The sequence below is a fragment of the Shewanella sp. 492 genome (assembly GCF_059338445.1).
The window spans coordinates 744,037-761,710 of sequence record NZ_CM181702.1; the positions used below are offsets into that span (position 1 = coordinate 744,037).

The 17,674-nt window shown below is 44.4% G+C and carries 16 protein-coding genes; 10 read left to right on the forward strand and 6 right to left on the reverse strand.

What is annotated here, in order from left to right:
• The first annotated feature begins 563 nt into the window (after positions 1 to 563).
• The gene (locus AC5YBX_RS03325; protein ID WP_494524358.1) at positions 564 to 2,282 is read left to right on the forward strand and encodes a hypothetical protein; all 1,719 of its coding nucleotides are present in this window, start codon (positions 564 to 566) and stop codon (positions 2,280 to 2,282) included.
• 80 nt (positions 2,283 to 2,362) lie between these two features.
• Positions 2,363 to 2,776, forward strand: a complete 414-nt coding sequence (locus tag AC5YBX_RS03330) for a DUF3010 family protein (protein WP_494520001.1) — start codon at positions 2,363 to 2,365, stop codon at positions 2,774 to 2,776.
• A 3-nt stretch (positions 2,777 to 2,779) separates the two neighbouring features.
• On the opposite strand, the gene AC5YBX_RS03335 is transcribed toward AC5YBX_RS03330, so the two are convergent.
• The 3 genes from AC5YBX_RS03335 to AC5YBX_RS03345 form a co-directional block, all read right to left on the reverse strand.
• Positions 2,780 to 3,298, reverse strand: coding sequence for a peroxiredoxin family protein (locus tag AC5YBX_RS03335; RefSeq protein ID WP_494521660.1), 519 nt, complete (start codon positions 3,296 to 3,298; stop codon positions 2,780 to 2,782).
• A gap of 100 nt (positions 3,299 to 3,398) precedes the next feature.
• Positions 3,399 to 4,979 carry a hypothetical protein gene (locus tag AC5YBX_RS03340; RefSeq protein ID WP_494524359.1) on the reverse strand — a complete coding sequence of 527 codons (1,581 nt, stop codon included), beginning with the start codon at positions 4,977 to 4,979 and terminating at the stop codon, positions 3,399 to 3,401.
• 42 nt (positions 4,980 to 5,021) lie between these two features.
• A complete protein-coding gene (locus AC5YBX_RS03345; protein ID WP_494519999.1) occupies positions 5,022 to 5,948 on the reverse strand; it encodes a phospholipase A in 927 nt (308 codons plus the stop codon).
• Between the two features lie 255 nt (positions 5,949 to 6,203).
• Here AC5YBX_RS03345 and cobA point away from each other — a divergent pair, with 255 nt between their 5' ends.
• A complete protein-coding gene (cobA, locus tag AC5YBX_RS03350) occupies positions 6,204 to 7,010 on the forward strand; it encodes a uroporphyrinogen-III C-methyltransferase (RefSeq protein WP_494519998.1) in 807 nt (268 codons plus the stop codon).
• Here the strand turns inward: cobA and AC5YBX_RS03355 are convergent.
• A complete protein-coding gene (locus AC5YBX_RS03355) occupies positions 7,004 to 7,837 on the reverse strand; it encodes a TIGR03899 family protein (RefSeq protein ID WP_494519997.1) in 834 nt (277 codons plus the stop codon). The genes cobA and AC5YBX_RS03355 overlap by 7 nt on opposite strands.
• Before the next feature lie 353 nt (positions 7,838 to 8,190).
• Between AC5YBX_RS03355 and hemG the strand changes: the two genes are divergently transcribed.
• The 3 genes from hemG to aroG all read left to right on the forward strand — a co-directional run bounded on the left by hemG (position 8,191) and on the right by aroG (position 10,760).
• On the forward strand, positions 8,191 to 8,712 hold the full coding sequence (hemG, locus tag AC5YBX_RS03360) for a menaquinone-dependent protoporphyrinogen IX dehydrogenase (protein ID WP_494519996.1): 522 nt from the start codon (positions 8,191 to 8,193) through the stop codon (positions 8,710 to 8,712).
• Between the two features lie 20 nt (positions 8,713 to 8,732).
• Positions 8,733 to 9,260, forward strand: a complete 528-nt coding sequence (locus AC5YBX_RS03365; protein WP_494519995.1) for a cytochrome b/b6 domain-containing protein — start codon at positions 8,733 to 8,735, stop codon at positions 9,258 to 9,260.
• A 441-nt stretch (positions 9,261 to 9,701) separates the two neighbouring features.
• Positions 9,702 to 10,760, forward strand: coding sequence for a 3-deoxy-7-phosphoheptulonate synthase AroG (gene aroG / locus AC5YBX_RS03370; protein ID WP_494524360.1), 1,059 nt, complete (start codon positions 9,702 to 9,704; stop codon positions 10,758 to 10,760).
• Between the two features lie 56 nt (positions 10,761 to 10,816).
• On the opposite strand, the gene AC5YBX_RS03375 is transcribed toward aroG, so the two are convergent.
• Positions 10,817 to 10,993: a hypothetical protein gene (locus tag AC5YBX_RS03375; protein WP_475515922.1), complete on the reverse strand. Its 177-nt coding sequence runs from the start codon at positions 10,991 to 10,993 to the stop codon at positions 10,817 to 10,819.
• A gap of 304 nt (positions 10,994 to 11,297) precedes the next feature.
• Here AC5YBX_RS03375 and AC5YBX_RS03380 point away from each other — a divergent pair, with 304 nt between their 5' ends.
• The 3 genes from AC5YBX_RS03380 (at position 11,298) to AC5YBX_RS03390 (ending at position 15,574) form a co-directional block, all read left to right on the forward strand.
• Complete coding sequence (locus AC5YBX_RS03380) at positions 11,298 to 13,073, forward strand: ABCB family ABC transporter ATP-binding protein/permease (RefSeq protein WP_494524361.1); 1,776 nt, start codon at positions 11,298 to 11,300, stop codon at positions 13,071 to 13,073.
• Positions 13,074 to 14,114: 1,041 nt separating this feature from the next.
• Positions 14,115 to 14,696: a DUF5610 domain-containing protein gene (locus AC5YBX_RS03385; protein WP_494519992.1), complete on the forward strand. Its 582-nt coding sequence runs from the start codon at positions 14,115 to 14,117 to the stop codon at positions 14,694 to 14,696.
• Between the two features lie 137 nt (positions 14,697 to 14,833).
• Complete coding sequence (locus AC5YBX_RS03390; protein WP_494519991.1) at positions 14,834 to 15,574, forward strand: ferredoxin--NADP reductase; 741 nt, start codon at positions 14,834 to 14,836, stop codon at positions 15,572 to 15,574.
• 182 nt (positions 15,575 to 15,756) lie between these two features.
• On the opposite strand, the gene AC5YBX_RS03395 is transcribed toward AC5YBX_RS03390, so the two are convergent.
• On the reverse strand, positions 15,757 to 15,969 hold the full coding sequence (locus AC5YBX_RS03395) for a hypothetical protein (protein WP_494519990.1): 213 nt from the start codon (positions 15,967 to 15,969) through the stop codon (positions 15,757 to 15,759).
• Positions 15,970 to 16,544: 575 nt separating this feature from the next.
• Between AC5YBX_RS03395 and AC5YBX_RS03400 the strand changes: the two genes are divergently transcribed.
• Positions 16,545 to 17,552: a Fe(3+) ABC transporter substrate-binding protein gene (locus tag AC5YBX_RS03400; protein ID WP_494519989.1), complete on the forward strand. Its 1,008-nt coding sequence runs from the start codon at positions 16,545 to 16,547 to the stop codon at positions 17,550 to 17,552.
• Positions 17,553 to 17,674: the final 122 nt, after the last annotated feature.

Here is a 17,674-nt window from a genome sequence, read left to right on the forward strand (position 1 = left end):
GTATAACTGCTGGTGTTTTTTTAGGCGCTTAGATTGTAGCTATCATCATGATAGTTAAGCTAATAAGACGTTAGTCTTAATACTTTTTCATGCTTTATGCACTTTTTTTAAACATGGTTATACACAGGCTGGTGATTTGTTCTATAGTTGTAAGTTCCCGTAGATGGTTTTGATAGTTTGTCTGGATTTTATTCCGCTGGGGTAGCGTAACTTTTATCTTCCTTATAAAAAGGTTACCAGCAGACAGGGCAGCAATTCGATACCAACACGTCACTGCGAAACTTGATTGGTTTGCTAGCGCTTGCTAATTATCGCTTAGGCCCTGGATAGTCCGGTGTGGCTATCCAGGTGTCTGGGACTGTTATTCACTTATGTGGCATCGCCTGTTTATCTTCTTTCTTGTGGTATTTTCACCTGTTCAATTGCTTGATACGCCTAACTAGTCCAATAGTCATTTCCCTTTTTATTCATCCATATAGTACTATCTGTACACTATTTTTTTGTACCAGCCAAAGGCGGTGACAATGTCTTGGCGGATCATCGATATTTAAAGGGAGTTTTTAATGAAGAAGGCATTAGTGGCCGCGGCCGTGATCGCTATTGGAGCCGGTGCTTACTGGGTTTCGCAACAAGAAGAGCCGCAGTCACATAATGCGACGTTGGCCTATATTCCTGCCGATACTCCTTTGTTTTCTGCACAGTTTAGTCCGTTTCCTATCAAAGATTACATCGACGCTATTCCTGAGGCGCAAAAGCAATATCCTGAAGAATTACGCGAGTTGATGCTTGAAGAAGATGATCCGCGCGCGAAGTTTGTTCTCGGATTATTGAATCGCTACATGGGGAGTATTAAAGATGGACAGACCTTTATCGATACCTTTGGTTTACCGCAAAATATCACCAGCTATTTTTATACCTTAGGCGCACTTCCTGTTCTTAAACTTGACGTTGCAAAGCCTGAGGCGATTTGGGCGCTGTTAGACAGCCTCGAAGCCGAAAGTGGCTTAATGCATGACATGCGCTCCTTGGGTGATGTTAATTACCGCGCCTATCCATTGATGGATAAAGGGGATACTGAGCAAGTCGATCTGGTGGTCGCTATCAATAATGACATGCTGACCCTAACCTTATCCACCAACTTTAGTGAGCCGATGTTGTTGGAAACGGCCTTAGGGATAAAGGCGGTGACCAATCCTATTAGTGATACCAATATTATCGATGACGCTATTGCTAAACACGGTTTTTTAAAGGATGGATTAAGTTATATCAATCATCAGGAGTTGGTGAAGGGCATTACCACTCGTGACGGCAACCAATTGGCTAAACAGTTAACTAGTCTCTTTGCCATAGCTGATGAAGATCCCTTTATCGAATTGCGCTCACAAGTGTGCCGCGATGAGTTTAATGGTATCGCCAACAACTGGCCTAAAACCGTAATGGGGTACACAGAATTTGAGTTAACCAAGCAGCAGACCACTATGGGCATTAGTACGGTTATCGAAAGTCACAACCAGGTGATTATGGGCGCGTTGCAACAAGTTCGTGGTTTTTTACCTACTTATACTCAAGATATTTCAAGTAGTGTATTTTCTATCGGTTTAGGCATAGATGTCGCTCAGTTTGTGCCTGCGATGACAAAAGTGTGGGACGACCTGCTTACGCCATCCTATCAGTGTGAACCTCTACGCCAAATACAAGCTGAGATGGAAGGTCAAAGTCCAGCCATGTTAGGTATGTTTACAGGGATGGCCAATGGGGTTAAAGGGTTGTCGATGTCGCTTATTAACTATGAGTTAAATGAAGCGGCGGCGGATTTTGAGATTAAAACCTTGGATGCTATTGTGACGCTGTCGGCAAATGACCCCGCCATCTTGTTTAATATGGTGAAGCCATTTGCACCAGAATTAGCCAATATTCAACTCCCTAAAGATGGTAGCCCCGTTGATTTAAACAGCGCGCTGCAATTCCCGCCTTATTATGGCTTTACCGTGAAGATGGCCCTTAAAGGTAATCATTTAGCTCTCTACAGTGGTGATAAAAGCCAACAAATTGCAGATGGATTAGTCGAGGAGGCGTTAGCGAGCAACGGGTTATTGCGCCTATCGGCCGATTACGCCAAGCTGTTTACGCCGATGATGACGTTAATGGAGATCAGTGGTGAGCCTATCCCTGAAGAGTTAGCTAGCCTTAACGATTACCGTATGAAGGTAAAGGTGGATTTAGATGTTAATGCTAGAGGCATAGTGATTAATTCATTGATGCAGACGGCAAACGACAAGTAAGCCATTAATCGATTTGAGCCCTCCCCCAGTGGTGGGTCACCAGGGGGAGGGCTTTTTAGTTTTTACAGCAGGTGAATATTGTGGTGATAACAGGTGTGTTTTTAAAGGGGAATGAAGCTCGTTTAGTGAGTGTTGAGGGGACGCGTGCAGACCATAGGGTGTTAGTAAGTAAAATCAATAAACTGGCTATTCCTAAGGCTCCTACCGCAGAGGATATTTCGCTGTTTTGCGCCGCCTTTGGGGCGTATTGTCAGCAACATAATGTGGCGCAATTAGTGCTTAATCGCCGCGCAACAACTGGACAAGGTGCTGGTGGCGCAGGCACTTTTATCCTTGAGGGAGTGTTATTGACTATCGCTAATGTGCCATTGAGCTTGGTGCATCCGGCGACACTTAAAGCAACCGATAAGCGAACTGCTGAGTTGAAGGCTGATAAGCCTAAAACGGTTGATTTAGGCAAGGCCTACGACCTTGCCTTCGAAGGGTTAAGTTAAGGCTTAACTGCGTTTCTCTACGCCTAGCTCAGCTAAGGTGGCGGCGATATCTTCGGCTGCGCTGGCAGGGTTGATATCGTCATCAATTTTTAAGATAGTACCGTCCTTTCCAATATAAAAAGTCACTCGGCTGGCGACTCGCACTAAATTAAGCACATCAAAGGCTTTAGCCGTGGCTTTTGTCGGGTCGCTTAACATGGGGAAATCGGCTTTTTGTTCTTCGGCAAACTTTTGGTTATCTTCAAGATCATCGACACTGGCCATCATATAAACGGCGTTATATTCCCGAATAAGGTGGCCTTTTTGCACCAGTGATTTGCACTCTAATGTACAGCCGTGAGTATTAGCCATGGGATACCAAGCCAGCACCAGCGTTTGTTTGCCTAAATAATCTTGTAGTTGGTAGAAATGACCGTCGGTTGCTTGCAGCCTAAAGTCTGGTGCTTTATCGCCTACTTTTAAATCGGTTGCATGGGCCAAATTGATGCTGGCTAGGCCGAGGAACAGGACGCTTGTGAGCATCCTAATATGGGGCCATCGGCTCGATAGGGTGTTGATTAGTGTCTTCATGTTATTGCTCCTTTTTTTGTGGACATTAGGCGATTGCTAGAGGGCTTTCTGGTCATTTTAGAGAGTCTTTGCTGGCGTATAAATCGATGAGCGAGATGATCGAATTGCGCCATAACATGGCGTCTGTATTGGTTAAAATATCAGGATAAGTTGCTAGCCCTGATAACTGTTGGCCGAGCATATCATAAATGAGGCTACTGCTAATGCTCACCTTAATATTGCTGTTGGGTAACGTAATGAGGTGATATCTATCAAAGCTACCGCGAGTCGGCTCACCGATTAATAGGGTATTTGCCCATTGCTGGGCAAAATAGGCTACCCACTGGCATTGCTGACGACAGTCGGGGCCAATCAATAATACTAGCTGTCCCGCTTGAGCCATGGGGGATGTTAATGGTGTTAGCCAAGCGGGCTCATATTGAGGCATCTGATGTGCGTCTGGTGGATAGGGGGACAATTTAGGCTGAGTGAGCCTTTGTTGGGCAAATGTGCCGCTTGGCAATCTCGCTCGGCTGGTCGCTGATGTTGGCGCACTACTGGGCCATTTACGTGCATGCCATTGACTAAAGCGAGTATCAAACTGGCTACGGATCTGTTGGCTGGCTTGGTTTACCTGCTGTTGTTCATCGGTGGGGAGGTTATCATAGGCAACAAATTTCAATTGCGACAAATAATCGCTGCGCAAGTTTGGCGCTCGTCGATAACGGGCAATGGCGTAAAGTGCTGAAGCCGTGTCTACATTGGCTTGTAAGTTGTGCTTGCGATAGTGTTGCGCCAACCCAGTTAACAGTTGATCCCCATGGCCATAAGCATTACGTAAATCTATGATGGTTAGCGGCGTTGATAACGACTGGCTGAGCGCTTTTTGCAATGGACTATTGGGAGTGAATTTACTTAAGTCATGTAGGCTAAATTGACCGCGGACTGCATCATAGTAGCCCTCTGTTTTTAGTGCTGTTGCAGGCAAGATTTGAGTCGAAGATGGTAATGGCAGATTAAGCTGGCGGATATGCTGTTGCAGATCACTCAAGGTGATGCGTACATGGTCGCTATGCTCTATGCCTATCTCTTGTCTCAGTAGCGAAATATGGTGTAGCAGTTTGGCTTGCTGATCAGGCTGTGATTGCTGTGATGGTGCTAAAAACCGTTGCCAAGCATCGACCCAGCGGGCAATGGGCAGGCCATCAATATGAGTCACTAAAGGGTGTTCGCTATCAATTAGCCTATTGTCGTTATTGAGTACTCGCCAGCCATCGTTACTGTGTTGAAGATGAATGGGCAGCTTAGCTGCATTATTTACATCAGATATGCGACTAGCAATATCATCGAGAGGTGCTAATACATTATGTAGCTGCATGGCAAACTCACTGCGCTTGACGGGCAATGTGCTCTGCTCGGCCAGCCTTTGAGCCCGCTCGCTAATGAGTGTTAATCGCTGCGGTGCAATAGCGGCAAATGAGGAGTGTTCGGCTAATTGTTGCTGCAAAAATTGTAAATCGTCACGGATCTCTTTACCTGTTAACAGCGCCTTAGGTGGCTCGTTTCGCAGTGCGATAAACGTCAGTTGCAGGCAGCTAATAAGCATGATTAATCCAAAGCCATTGATGATGGATTGATGACCGAATTTCATCATGCTGATGGTTTATCCTCTCGTGCTGAACCCACACTCAGGCCGTTATAAAATGTCGTTTATGGAAAAGCCAATCCCAATTCTATTGGTGTGTGAGTTATAGTCTAATAGGCTCTCGCCATAGCCGTTAAAGTACTGCGTATACAGTCTTAGGTTGCCGACGATGGGGTAACTCCAAGTGACTTCCACTGCGCCATAGTTAGGATTATCTAAGTTGTTACGCAGTAGCATACTAAATCTATGTTTATCTAACCCGTACACCGCGTGTAATTCAACATTACCCATATAATCAGTGATATCGGGGTTGTCGTCGCCTCTTGCCGATGTGGGCGTCTCTTTGGCGTCTTCAGGAATACGCCACCACACCTTGGCGCTCAATGCAAAGGGGCCGCTGTCAAAAACCATAGTACCGTAGATACGATTCCAGCTACGGGAGAGATCACCTGTTTGGCCATTGGATTGATGCACCGCGCCGATCCCCCACAGCGAGTTAGTTAGCGGGCCAATTTTCCAATCATTATTGAACAGCATAAATACTTCGGGTTCATGATTTGTTTCCCGAAACGGTGATGAAATCTCTTTATTATAGACCTGCCAATAAGATTGATTGGTATAGGCAAAAAACAAGTGGCCATTATCGCCAAATACGTTGTACATCAGCGGAAACTTGAAGCTAATTTGAAATTTAGCTTCCATTTTATCTATATCGGCGTCGGAATTTTCTATCTCTTCTTTAAAGGGCTCGATATTGGGACTGGTGTTATAGGTGAAAGGTAAGATGTAATTGACCTTGTGCGGGGTGATCACAAAGGGTAAGTCGGCGGTTGCCAATTCCACCTTTATCCTCTCATCAACCAATGAGTCGCTTTTTGAGGGAGAGGCGATCTCTGGTTTGTCTGCGCTAAAGGCTGGCGTAGCGAGCGTAAGTAATCCAAGTAGAGGCGTCCAATAACGACACTGAGATATTTTCATCCATGTGTTCCTTTTAGCATATGCGCTTTGAGCATATGAGATCATGTGGCTATAACAGTAAAAGCTAGATCTGTTTTAACATTTGACTCGCCACACTGCATCTTTTATCTGCGCCGCGACGGTTTTTGCTACCGTCATAGGTTCTTTTCGATACATTCTTAATAACTAAATGGAATAGAATCTAATTATTATATATTTTTTAAGTAATAAAAATGACGCTATATTAAGCTAATTATTATTGGCAGAGATGCGGACATGGAACTAATTACTTTACCTAGGCAGCAGGAGCGCGGCAAAGTTTGGCTGGTTGGCGCAGGCCCAGGAGACGTTGAGCTACTCACGCTTAAAGCTTTTCGCATCTTAAAACAAGCCGATGTAGTGCTTTATGATGCTTTGGTGAGTGAGGACATCATGGCCTTAGTGCCAGTAGCTGCCGAGAAAATTGCCGTGGGTAAACGCGCTGGTAAACATAGCGCGGCCCAAGATGAGATCAATCAACTGCTTGTTACTAAGGCTTACACCCGCAAACATGTGGTGCGCCTTAAAGGCGGTGATCCGTTTATCTTTGGTCGCGGCGGTGAAGAGCTAGAAACCCTGGTCGAAGCCGGCGTCGCCTTTGAAGTTGTCCCTGGCATAACGGCGGCGAGCGGGACATCAGCCTATGCTGGCATTCCATTGACCCATAGAGATCATGCGCAAGGCGTGACCTTTATTACCGGTCATTGCAAACTGGCGAGTCGTCCGATCGACTGGCAAAGCTACGCCAACAGTCAAAACACCCTAGTGATTTACATGGGGATTTTAAATGCTAACACCATTAAGCAAGGGCTCATTGGGGCGGGTCGTGCGTCGACGACACCGGTTGCGATCGTTTCTAAAGCGACGACCGATGAACAGCGAAGCTTTATCGGCACCTTAGAAGAACTGGAACAGTTGGCGGCATCGCCACAACTACAGATGCCAGCACTCATGATTATTGGCGAAGTGGTTGATTTAGCTCAAAGCCTTAACTGGTTTAATCCTCAGCCTGTAAATTGCGGCGTGGCGCAAACGAGTCAATAATCAATTTTAAAGTCTTTACTAAAAATGGCTGTTAGCGCTTTAACATACTCTTCATCCGGTTTAGAACGCACCAATTGGGCGAGTTCATCGCCCGAAGGAGTTAAGCGATAGTAGTTAAATTGCAGGTTTCCATGTTTAGGGGTGAGCGTCATAGATTTGCCCGATAATGTCAGGCTGATGGCGGTTTTAGCGTTAAGCACCCCGGTTTCAAACTCGCTTTTATGCAGTAATCCCGCATCCACCATAGTTAGGATGGCGGAGTAAGGTAAGCCAAATTGTGACAGGGCGATGTGGGTATTGTCTGACTTGCGAAACAGTTGTCCAATGCCACCAGAATGGCGATAGCCCATGAGTAATTTCAGTTTGGATTCGTTATTAACGGTTACGCTCATGCCTAAGGCTTTTTCAAACATCTGTGCTTCTTTGTGAGTTAGCTGTTTGAGTGTCGATAGGCTGCGTAAGCTAAAGCGACCGGGACTGGTGAGTTCATTGGCTAATATACGCCCCCATAAGGTTTGCATGTTACGGTTATGGATCTGCTCCGCTAATTGAAAGAATTGATGGATCCAGTCGGGGTCTAAATCAGCGCCAATCACATCAGAAGGTGTTTGTGCTAGCGCAATAGTATAGATAGTTTCTAGATTACTCTGGTATTGGTTGACTAACAGGTTTTGCCGTTGCTGGGCACGCGCTGTTATTGATGCCATCGAAGGTCGATACCCTTCCTCACCACTCAAGCCTATATAACGCCCAAGTGACAAGGCTTTTTTACGTGCAGAGACATCAAGCTGATTGTGCTGTGAAGCGCTAGAACCCTTTTCAGTCATGGTTTCAAATGTAATTATGTGATGAAGTAACAAGCAGTCTATCGCACTATTATTGACCTTGCCTTGCTTAATTTCATCTTATTTATTACTGATATCTATGAATTTACCTTGGTTTTTTCTTTAGGAGTTGAGCAGCATGATGCAAGGGGGGGCTATCGTTAACAGTGAGCGCGCACTGAGCATGGCGAGCTGGGCGAGGGGCATTAATCTTAACGAATTATCGCTGTATTTGTGATGCAGGTAAACTTACCAGGGCTTTTGCTGCAACCCCTCGTGATCTATTTCAATTAAATATTGCTACAAATCGCTTATGATGATTTTATTGGTTGATATTAATAAAGTTAGAGGTATCAGTGAGTAAAATATTAATTATCTATTCTAGCGTACATGGACAGACGCGTAAGGTCACTGATCACCTCAAGCAGCGTCTCGAATCTTTTGGCAATCAGGTTACTTGCGCCAGTATTGACGATGTGCCACCACTTGAAGCCTTTGATAAGGTGGTGCTGGGGGCCAGTATTCGTCACGGTAAACATCATCCCGCGGTCTATGACTTTATTAGTCAAAATATGCAGGCCTTAAATGATAAGGTGAGTAGTTTTTTTTCGGTCAGTCTAGTGGCCAGAAAACCGGCTAAAAACACCCCAGAAACCAACCCCTATATGCAGGCATTTTTAGCCAAAACGTCTTGGAAACCTAAGTTACTGGCAGTATTTGGTGGCAATTTAGATTATCAAGGCTACAACGCCCTCGATAGAAATATTATTCGCTTCATCATGTGGCTCACCAAAGGGCCGACAGCGCCAGATACTCGGGTGGAGTACACCGATTGGGATAAAGTGGGCGAATATGCGAGTCAATTGCATCAACTGTAAGTGTGGCTTACGGCTAGGAGATGACTGATATGCTCCGTAAATTGATTAATAAAACCATAGAGTACCAACATCTGCTGTTGATCTTGTTATCGCTATTTTTGATCCTCACCAGCAGTTGGATTGTAATGGGGCGCAGCATCAGAGTGAATGCTTCAGTCTGGGATTATTTACATGTTTATTTAGGTATGGTGGTTGCCGGTTTGTCGCTACCGATGTTACTGGCGAATGTTGTTAAGGGGAAGTGGCGTCAATTTTTTCCTTGGCTTATGGGGGATTTTACCCAACTAAGTAGTGATGTTTGCGGTTTAAAGCGCGGTAAGATCCCTGCAGCTGGGGGGCGAGGCCTCTTTAGTGTGATAGAGGGGGTTGGCCTGATATTGCTGTTGTTAGTGTCGTTTACCGGTGTGATGTGGTTTGTGACTCAAGGCAGCAGTGAAGCGTTAAATTGGCGCAGTTATCATCAGAGTTGTGCCCATGGATTTATAGGCTTTATGCTGGTGCACTGTATATGCGCTGCAGCGCACCTTATTGACTTAATTCGTAACTAAATATTGGGTTAACTGTCCGTCCGTGACAAGGTTAGCATCTTCATCGTAAATTAATATACATGGCCGTTGGTGTAGACTTATCAGACGAGTAACTGCTGACCTCTACTAATTGAGGAACAGCAATAAGCTCAACGTTATTTTCTGTTATAGCCTATTGGCTTGATGGTAACCTTAGGTTAGATGAAGGTTGTGGCTGCTTTAAACTGAACTTCGCTGTTATGTTAAATTTAGCGACAGCTTTAGGCGGCATTAACGGCTTATTACGAGTGGTGAAATTGATAAATCACCTTTTACAAATTACTGATAAAAATCTTATTTTTCATCTTTAATTGTATTAGGCCACTGTTTAGTTGCAATACTCGATAATACTGGATAGATTTAAACAAGTAGCGCAAAAGAGAGACTTGTTTTTAATCGTTAGCCGGAGTGTAAATATATATCATGTATTATCAAAACGATGATGTTCGTATCAATAAAATTAAAGAGTTATTACCTCCAGTCGCGATTCTTGAGCGATTTCCGGCTACTGAAAATGCATCTGCCACTGTTTTTAATGCGCGTAATAGTATTCATCAAATATTAAAGCAGCAAGATGATCGCCTGTTGGTGGTGGTGGGCCCGTGTTCAATCCACGATCCTGTGGCGGCGTTGGAATATGCGCAAGGCTTAGTGAAGGTACGAGAGCAATATAAAGATCAACTTGAGATCGTCATGCGAGTTTACTTTGAAAAGCCGCGCACCACTGTGGGCTGGAAAGGGTTAATCAACGATCCTGATATGGACAATAGCTTTAAATTAAATGATGGGCTGCGCACAGCACGTAAGCTATTACTGAATTTAAACGATATGGGCGTGCCGACTGCCGGTGAGTTTTTAGATATGATCACACCGCAATATGTTGCCGATCTGATGTGCTGGGGAGCTATCGGTGCTCGCACAACAGAGTCTCAGGTTCATCGTGAATTGGCGTCGGGTTTATCTTGTCCTGTGGGATTCAAAAATGGAACCGATGGCACTATTAAAGTGGCGATCGATGCTATTGGCGCGGCCAGTGCCCCACATCATTTCTTGTCGGTGACCAAATACGGCCATTCTGCCATTGTATCGACTAAAGGTAACCCTGATTGCCATATTATTCTGCGGGGGGGCAAAGAGCCCAACTATAGTGCTGAACATGTTAAAGCGATTAACGAACAACTGCTTAAGGCTAAGTTGCCTACCAATATTATGGTGGATTTTAGTCATGCTAATAGCTGTAAGCAGTTTACACGTCAGTTGCTGGTGGCTGAAGATGTTGCAGGGCAGATAAGTGCTGGTGAGCGAGCCATTTTTGGCGTGATGATTGAAAGTCACCTAGTGGAGGGGCGCCAAGATCACGTAGAGGGACAGGCTTTACGTTATGGCCAAAGTATTACCGATGCGTGTTTGGGCTGGCAAGATACTGAAACATTACTCGGTATGCTTAACCAGAGTATTATACGTCGTCGCGAAACAGGTTAAAAAAATATAAATATAAAGAGGAAGCCGATGGCTTCCTCTTTATTATTAAAGTGCGATTAACGACTTTGCTGAGTAATGAGGTATTCGTTAGCCTTGGCTAAACTGCCAAAAGAGGAGATTAAATTACTCTGACCTTTTTGTTGAATTTCGGGGTTATTCGATTCGGTCATCATCCATACCCAAGTTTGTATTAACGGTAGTGGTGGGTATTGCGCGTCAGATGATTGTGGCATATCGGCTTCCTTAACATTTAGCGGGTTATTCCCGATGCTCTATACAATATTGGTTGAGCGACTTTATATAATACCGAGGTTATCAAAAATCGCCATATATGATAACCCCTTGAGGTTATGAGTATATTGACGATTAACGGTCCCTTGTTCGGTCAAGATGTCAACCTAACGGTAATACTTTGTAACCGTTTTTTACCACAAAAATAACACTAAAGTCTATCAGCTGATTGAGGCTAGATGGGGAATGTTTTCTTGCTGGTTACTTCTCGATATTTGTGGTGTTTATTGATGATACGGAGCCCCTATGCGCCCGACACTTTATTTTGATGGACCGATAGATAAATTAAATTGGCATGTATTAAAGCTACTTTGGCCCTACTTACTGGAGTTTAAGGGGCGGGTGATACTGGCTTTGCTGTGTTTGGTTATCGCTAAACTCGCCAGTGTTGGTTTACCCTTTGTACTCAAAGAGATTGTCGATACTTTAGATAAAGCATCGACAGAGCAAATTATTAGCATACCTATAGCCTTAGTCGTTGCTTATGGCGCAATGCGGTTGTTAAACACGGTCATTTCTGAGGTGCGTGACACCTTATTTGGTCGAGTGACAGAGCGAGCGATTCGTCGCCTTGGCTTGTCGGTATTCCAACATCTACATCGATTAGATTTAGCCTTTCATCTGGAGCGCCGCACTGGTGGTCTGTCTCGTGATATTGAGCGTGGTACCAGCGGTGTCAGCTTCTTGATGCGTTTTATGGTGTTTAATATTGTGCCCACCCTGTTAGAAATTGCCTTAGTGGTGGGGATTTTGTTTTATAACTACGGTTGGCAGTTTGCGTTGATCACTTTAGGTGCAGTGGTGGCTTACATCTTATTTTCAGTGATAGCCACCGAATGGCGTACCGGTTTTGTTCGCGAAGCGGCATTAGCTGACTCACAATCTAATACCCGCGCTATCGACAGTTTATTGAATTATGAAACCGTGAAGTATTTCAATAATGAAGAATATGAGGCGCAAAAGTACGATCAAGCATTACAACGTTGGGAGCGGGCAAAGCGCAGTAATCGCTTATCATTGTTTGCCCTAAATGCTGGTCAAGCATTAATTATTTCGTTAGCCATGACCTTGATGCTAGCGTTAGCCGCGCAGCGGGTTAGCGCTGCGGCAATGACCATCGGTGATTTTGTGTTGATTAACGCCTTTATGATGCAGCTTTTTATGCCACTGAATTTTTTAGGCTTTGTCTATCGTGAGATCCGAGGCGCCCTAGCCAATATTGAGCGCATGTTCTCTTTATTAGATCGGACACCTACCATTGAAGACAAGCCAGATGCCGCCAGTCCGACACTGACCCAAGGTAGCCTACGTTTTGAACATGTTAGCTTTAGTTATGATGGCCGTAAGATCCTTGATGATGTGAGTTTTGAATTACCCGCAGGTAAAAAAGTGGCGATTGTGGGTGACAGTGGTGCGGGCAAATCCACCATAGTTAAACTGCTATTTCGTTTTTATGAAGCACAGTCTGGGCACATTTTTATTGATGGTGAAGATATTACACAATTGAGTCAACATGCTCTGCGACAAGCCATTGCTATAGTGCCGCAAGATACTGTGTTATTTAATGATTCACTATTGGAAAATATCCGCTATGGCTCACCAAATGCAACTGATGAACAGGTGCAAGGCGCGATTAGGATGGCTCATTTAGCCGGATTTATTGAGCAACTTAAGGACGGCTGGCACACTAAAGTGGGTGAGCGCGGTTTAAAGCTCTCGGGTGGTGAAAAGCAGCGAGTCGCTATTGCTCGAGCCGTTTTAAAGGGATCGCCTTTGTTGGTGTTTGATGAAGCCACATCATCGCTCGATAGCCATTCAGAGCAAGCTATTTTGACGGCATTAAAAGAGATGGAAAAAGGCCACAGCAGTTTGGTCATCGCCCATCGCTTATCGACGGTGGTCGATGCTGACCAAATTATAGTGCTTAGCCAAGGCAAGATAGTGGAGCGCGGTGATCATCACAGCTTGTTAAAAGCCAAAGGCTTGTACCATAAATTATGGACGGTGCAGCATCAACATTAATCGGCTTAGGTTGTAATCATACACGCTGTTTTATTTGCTTGCGGCAGGCTGGAATTCGTTTTTGCTGCAGATTGACATGCGACCCGATCGCCCCCGTTGCCACCTTGGTTTGACTAACCCATGAAGCTAATCAAAGATAGGTGATGGCTCTTGGGGGAAATGTTATTAATGGAACTTAGTGGTGGTGACTGTATATAATCGTGATGCTCTATATTTCATGATGAGCGCCTAACAGACAGCCATTACGCTGTTTTTGAGGTGTTAATGGGTCTCCAACCATCGCAAAGTAGGCTTAGTTTATTATTGCCAGTGTCGTAAGGCGTGAGTCGTATGATCTCCCCGCGCTTAAAACAGATGGTTTCGCCTTCGATGACGGTTAACCGATCACAGTTTTGACAGCTGACCGAGAGGGGTTTACTTTTTCCACCCGCTCCAAAAAACGAATCACTCACCAGATGTTCTCCTTGGTATTGAATTTTATACTAGCTGTACCGCTATTCCATATGTTGCTAATGTAGTCAAGTGTAACGTATAAAGCTAGCGCTATCCAAGTCGCATTAGATTAATAACTCTAAATCATCTATTTAGTTAGCCCTAAACCTTAATCATTTTAGTCAAGGCTCATAGCGCCGGCATTACTCGATTACTGGCAGTGAAAGCTTGGGTCGAGCAAACGCATGCTAGACGGTTAATCTCGATGATCTATGTGTGGTTTTCGAGATATAGGCTTATGCCAGCGGTTTCCACTTGACCGCTGTGGCACTGTATTGAAACACATCAATATGATTTAAATATTGCACTGCTCACGGTAGGCCTATTGCCTTGTTAGCTCTATGTCACATTATTATCACCACATGGTAACCCATTTGGGGGGGAAATTCGATCTAGTTAGCACTTTTTACTTAAAATACACCATCTTGATACATTTTAAGGTGTTATAGCGTAAAGGTGCATAAGGCAGAGATAAAAGTTAAAGCGGTTTAAAAAATGGTCGATAATAGAAGCTAGGCTAAAGGGCCATTATCGCTTAGAGAGGCAGTTATGCAGATTAACAATCATGGCACCGCCGTGTCAGAAACGGCTCGAACTAAATCAGAAGCCAATATGGATCACGGCCAGCAGGTGTCGGCAGTGGCTAAAACTAACACAGCTCAGGCAACGAGTAAGCAGCTAATGAATAAGGCCATTTTGTCAGCACAGCATGAGGTGAACCTCAGCTCAGCTAACGAACCTATGCGGCTACTCTATAAGGCTGCGATAGCTTCAATTAATGAGCATCTCGCTCCCTCTATGGGTGAGCAGGCGATTGAAACCGCGGTTGAACAAGGTGTCGATACTTCTGCTGAAGCGACAGCCGAACGTATTGTTAGCTTTGCTACGCAGTTTTTTACTGTGCATCAAGAGCAAAACAGTAATATGGCCTTTGACGAGCAGCTTAACTCATTTTTGGCGATTATTGGCGGCGCGATTGAGCAGGGGTTTGATGAAGCTAAAGATATTCTATCTGGATTGAAAGTTCTCGAAGGGGATGTTGCCGATGGTGTAGAGCAAACTTACTCTTTGGTGCAGCAAGGGTTACAGGAATTTCGTGACAGCTTTAACCCAGATGTTGGATCTCTATAAGCAAGTGATGATTTAATCTTGTACCGACTCATTAATTGGTCAAATAAGCTCTATGGTATAGGTTGCCTTGACTCTACTCTCAATAACTTCAATGATGGTGTTTATCGACCTTGATAAAACTCTCAAAGGGGACGCCAATGTGGCAACAGGCAAACGTGGTAGAGCGCATAGATTGGAACGAACGGTTATTTACGTTAAAGCTGTCTGCTGATATTGGTGATTTTATTGCGGGGCAGTTTATTAAGCTCTCACAAGTTATTGATGATAAAAGAGTAGCGCGAGCTTACTCATTAGTAAATGCGCCTTCGAGTCAGTATCTTGAGATTCTGGCGGTAAGTGTAGAAGAGGGGAAGCTCTCTCCGCAATTACAGATGCTAAATGTTGGCGACAGTATCGATATTTCCACTCAGGCGACAGGTTTTATGACCCTAGATGAGTTGCCAGCTCAAGGCCAACATTTATGGCTATTTGCAACCGGAACCGCTGTAGGGCCTTTTATCTCTATGATGCGAACCGAGCAACCATGGCTGCGTTTTGACAAGGTGATTTTGGTTTATGGGGTTAGGCAGGCAAATGACTTAGCTTATTACCAAGAGTTGCAGCAGTTTAAGTTAACCTATCCGCAGCAGTTTGAACTCGTCACCTCTGTGACTCGTGAAAAAGGCGTTGGTACCATAGCTAGCCGTATACCCGATGCGATGGCTGCAGGCGTTATTGAGGCGCAAGTTGGGCTTCAATTAACCCCCGAAGATGCTCAAGTGATGATTTGTGGTCACCCTGAGATGATTAAAAGTCTGACTCAACAGCTTAAAGAGCGTGGTTTAGCCACTAATTTACGCCGAGCGCCCGGCCAAATCACGGTTGAAAAATATTGGTGACAACAGGCTCTAAGCCCCATCTCTTGTGTCGCAGTAACGCTTATCTTCTTTGCAAAGATGAGGTAGCTTAAACCAATTAACTGAAAGGTGGGGGCTTTAATGCTATCGCCCACCTTTAGCCTACTGTCTCAACCCCCTAGCTTCTAGCCACTAAATACTGCTTTAGTGTCATAAAGCCTTCTTTAATGCCTTACTCCTTTGATAACGGCCGCCTTTTTTACTGCTGCGGTGTTTTGCCATGTATTGGCGTTTGCTGTACTTGCTACTCGGCGTATGACTTTACTCGCCATAGACTGGTTAACAGCATGGTCCGTGTTATCTTTGGTCGTATTGGCGGCGGCCGCTGCGTTTGCTGTTTCTGCGGTTTTGTTCGCCAAAGGTTCCGTAAAGTTCATGGCTAACGCCAAATTGTATTCGCCGCTCCTCATCGAATTTTCGTCTATCGGCATGGTGAACATAGCGACAACGGCACGGCGAAGAGTTGCACCCTTTGAGGGGGAGCGTAGGGGCTTGCGCAGAAAGGTAACGTTGACCTTGCAGTGAGTTGGCTCTGGTACAATCCATAGCATCATTGACAATTTCTACGCTATGAAAATTCGACTTTATTGACAGATTTTGTAGCTCCGCAACAGGTGGGTATTCACTAATCGGTTTGGCTATAGTTTTGCTACGTGCTGTATTTGCAGATTTTTTTCGCCTTATACCTAATCTGTGCTTAAACAGATATAGCAGTAACATCAGCGCCAAGATCAGTGCGGTAATTTTAATAAGCATAGTTATTCTCTGTGATGTATCGCTTGTCAGGTTGTTGCGTTTGCCCTGTTAGTGTAGACACTATTGTTAACTAAGCACAAAACTGCCGATATATGATGATTTTTTGATAATTCGACTTGCCGTCATGTGAGGTTTTGATTACCCTATTCGCAATTGATAACCATTATCATTATCGGTTTGTGACTGGAGAGTTGAAATGAACTTTACTAAAGGCATTATTGCGTTAGGTTTGGCTTGTATAACATCAATGACAAGTGCCGCTGAGACGTTAACGATTTACTCATATCGGCAGGCATTTTTGATAGATCCCATTTTAACTGACTTTACCAAACAGACGGGTATTGAGGTGAATGTGGTCTTTTCTAAAAATGGCATTGCCGAACGTATTGCCAGAGAAGGGCGCTTATCTCCCGTTGACTTAGTGCTGACATCTGACTTTTCTCGCTTAATGGAATTGACCGAGAAAGGTTTGGTTAGTCCGGTGAAGAGTGATGTGTTGCAGAGCAATATCCCAGAAACGATGCGCTCGCCCAGTGGAGAGTGGTTCGCATTAACTCAGCGGGTGAGAAATATTTATTCATCTAAAGAGCGTTTAGGGCCATTAGATATTGATTATGAAGATCTTGCTGACCCCAAATATAAAGGCAAAATTTGTACTCGCAGCGGTAAACACCCCTATAACATTGCTTTGGTTGCCTCGATGATCGCCCATCATGGTGAAGCTGAAACCAAAGAGTGGTTAAATGGTTTTAAGGCCAATTTGGCACGTAAGCCACAAGGTAATGATCGTGCTCAGGTGCAAGCTGTTAAAGAAGGTTTGTGTGATATTGCCATAGGTAATAGCTATTACTTAGGTAAAATGCTGCAAGATCCTAATCAAGTTGCTTGGGCTGAGGCGGTCAATATTAACTTCCCTAATCAAAGTAATCGGGGTGCGCACATTAATATTTCAGGAATGGCGTTGGCTAAGTATGCCCCCCATAAAGACAACGCAGTCAAATTAATGGAATATTTGTCAGGTGATGCCGCACAGCAATCTTATGCGCAGATCAATATGGAATATCCGGTCAAAGTCGATGTCGCGCCATCTGAGCTAGTGGCCTCTTGGGGGGAGTTTAAAGCCGATGCGTTACCGATCTATAAATTGGCTGAGTATCATCAGGCAGCCGTAAAATTATTAGATGAAGTGAAGTTCGATTTATAACATATAGTCAATGCTTGCTTTTGATATCGGTATAGCCTTCTTATTTAGAAGGCTATTTTGCTTTTTAGCTACAGAGCGCACATTTTTGTAAGTTATAATCGTTTTTATTTAAGCTTCGATTT

Coding starts and splice junctions, on each gene's coding strand:
- AC5YBX_RS03345 (WP_494519999.1), bottom strand. CDS start 5,948: ATGAAAATATCTCAGTGTCGTTATTGGACGCCTCTACTTGGATTACTT.
- AC5YBX_RS03380 (WP_494524361.1), top strand. CDS start 11,298: ATGCGCCCGACACTTTATTTTGATGGACCGATAGATAAATTAAATTGG.
- AC5YBX_RS03355 (WP_494519997.1), bottom strand. CDS start 7,837: ATGACTGAAAAGGGTTCTAGCGCTTCACAGCACAATCAGCTTGATGTC.
- cobA (WP_494519998.1), top strand. CDS start 6,204: ATGGAACTAATTACTTTACCTAGGCAGCAGGAGCGCGGCAAAGTTTGG.
- AC5YBX_RS03395 (WP_494519990.1), bottom strand. CDS start 15,969: ATGAACTTTACGGAACCTTTGGCGAACAAAACCGCAGAAACAGCAAAC.
- AC5YBX_RS03375 (WP_475515922.1), bottom strand. CDS start 10,993: ATGCCACAATCATCTGACGCGCAATACCCACCACTACCGTTAATACAA.
- AC5YBX_RS03325 (WP_494524358.1), top strand. CDS start 564: ATGAAGAAGGCATTAGTGGCCGCGGCCGTGATCGCTATTGGAGCCGGT.
- AC5YBX_RS03385 (WP_494519992.1), top strand. CDS start 14,115: ATGCAGATTAACAATCATGGCACCGCCGTGTCAGAAACGGCTCGAACT.
- AC5YBX_RS03400 (WP_494519989.1), top strand. CDS start 16,545: ATGAACTTTACTAAAGGCATTATTGCGTTAGGTTTGGCTTGTATAACA.
- AC5YBX_RS03365 (WP_494519995.1), top strand. CDS start 8,733: ATGACTGATATGCTCCGTAAATTGATTAATAAAACCATAGAGTACCAA.
- aroG (WP_494524360.1), top strand. CDS start 9,702: ATGTATTATCAAAACGATGATGTTCGTATCAATAAAATTAAAGAGTTA.
- AC5YBX_RS03335 (WP_494521660.1), bottom strand. CDS start 3,298: ATGCTCACAAGCGTCCTGTTCCTCGGCCTAGCCAGCATCAATTTGGCC.
- AC5YBX_RS03340 (WP_494524359.1), bottom strand. CDS start 4,979: ATGATGAAATTCGGTCATCAATCCATCATCAATGGCTTTGGATTAATC.
- AC5YBX_RS03390 (WP_494519991.1), top strand. CDS start 14,834: ATGTGGCAACAGGCAAACGTGGTAGAGCGCATAGATTGGAACGAACGG.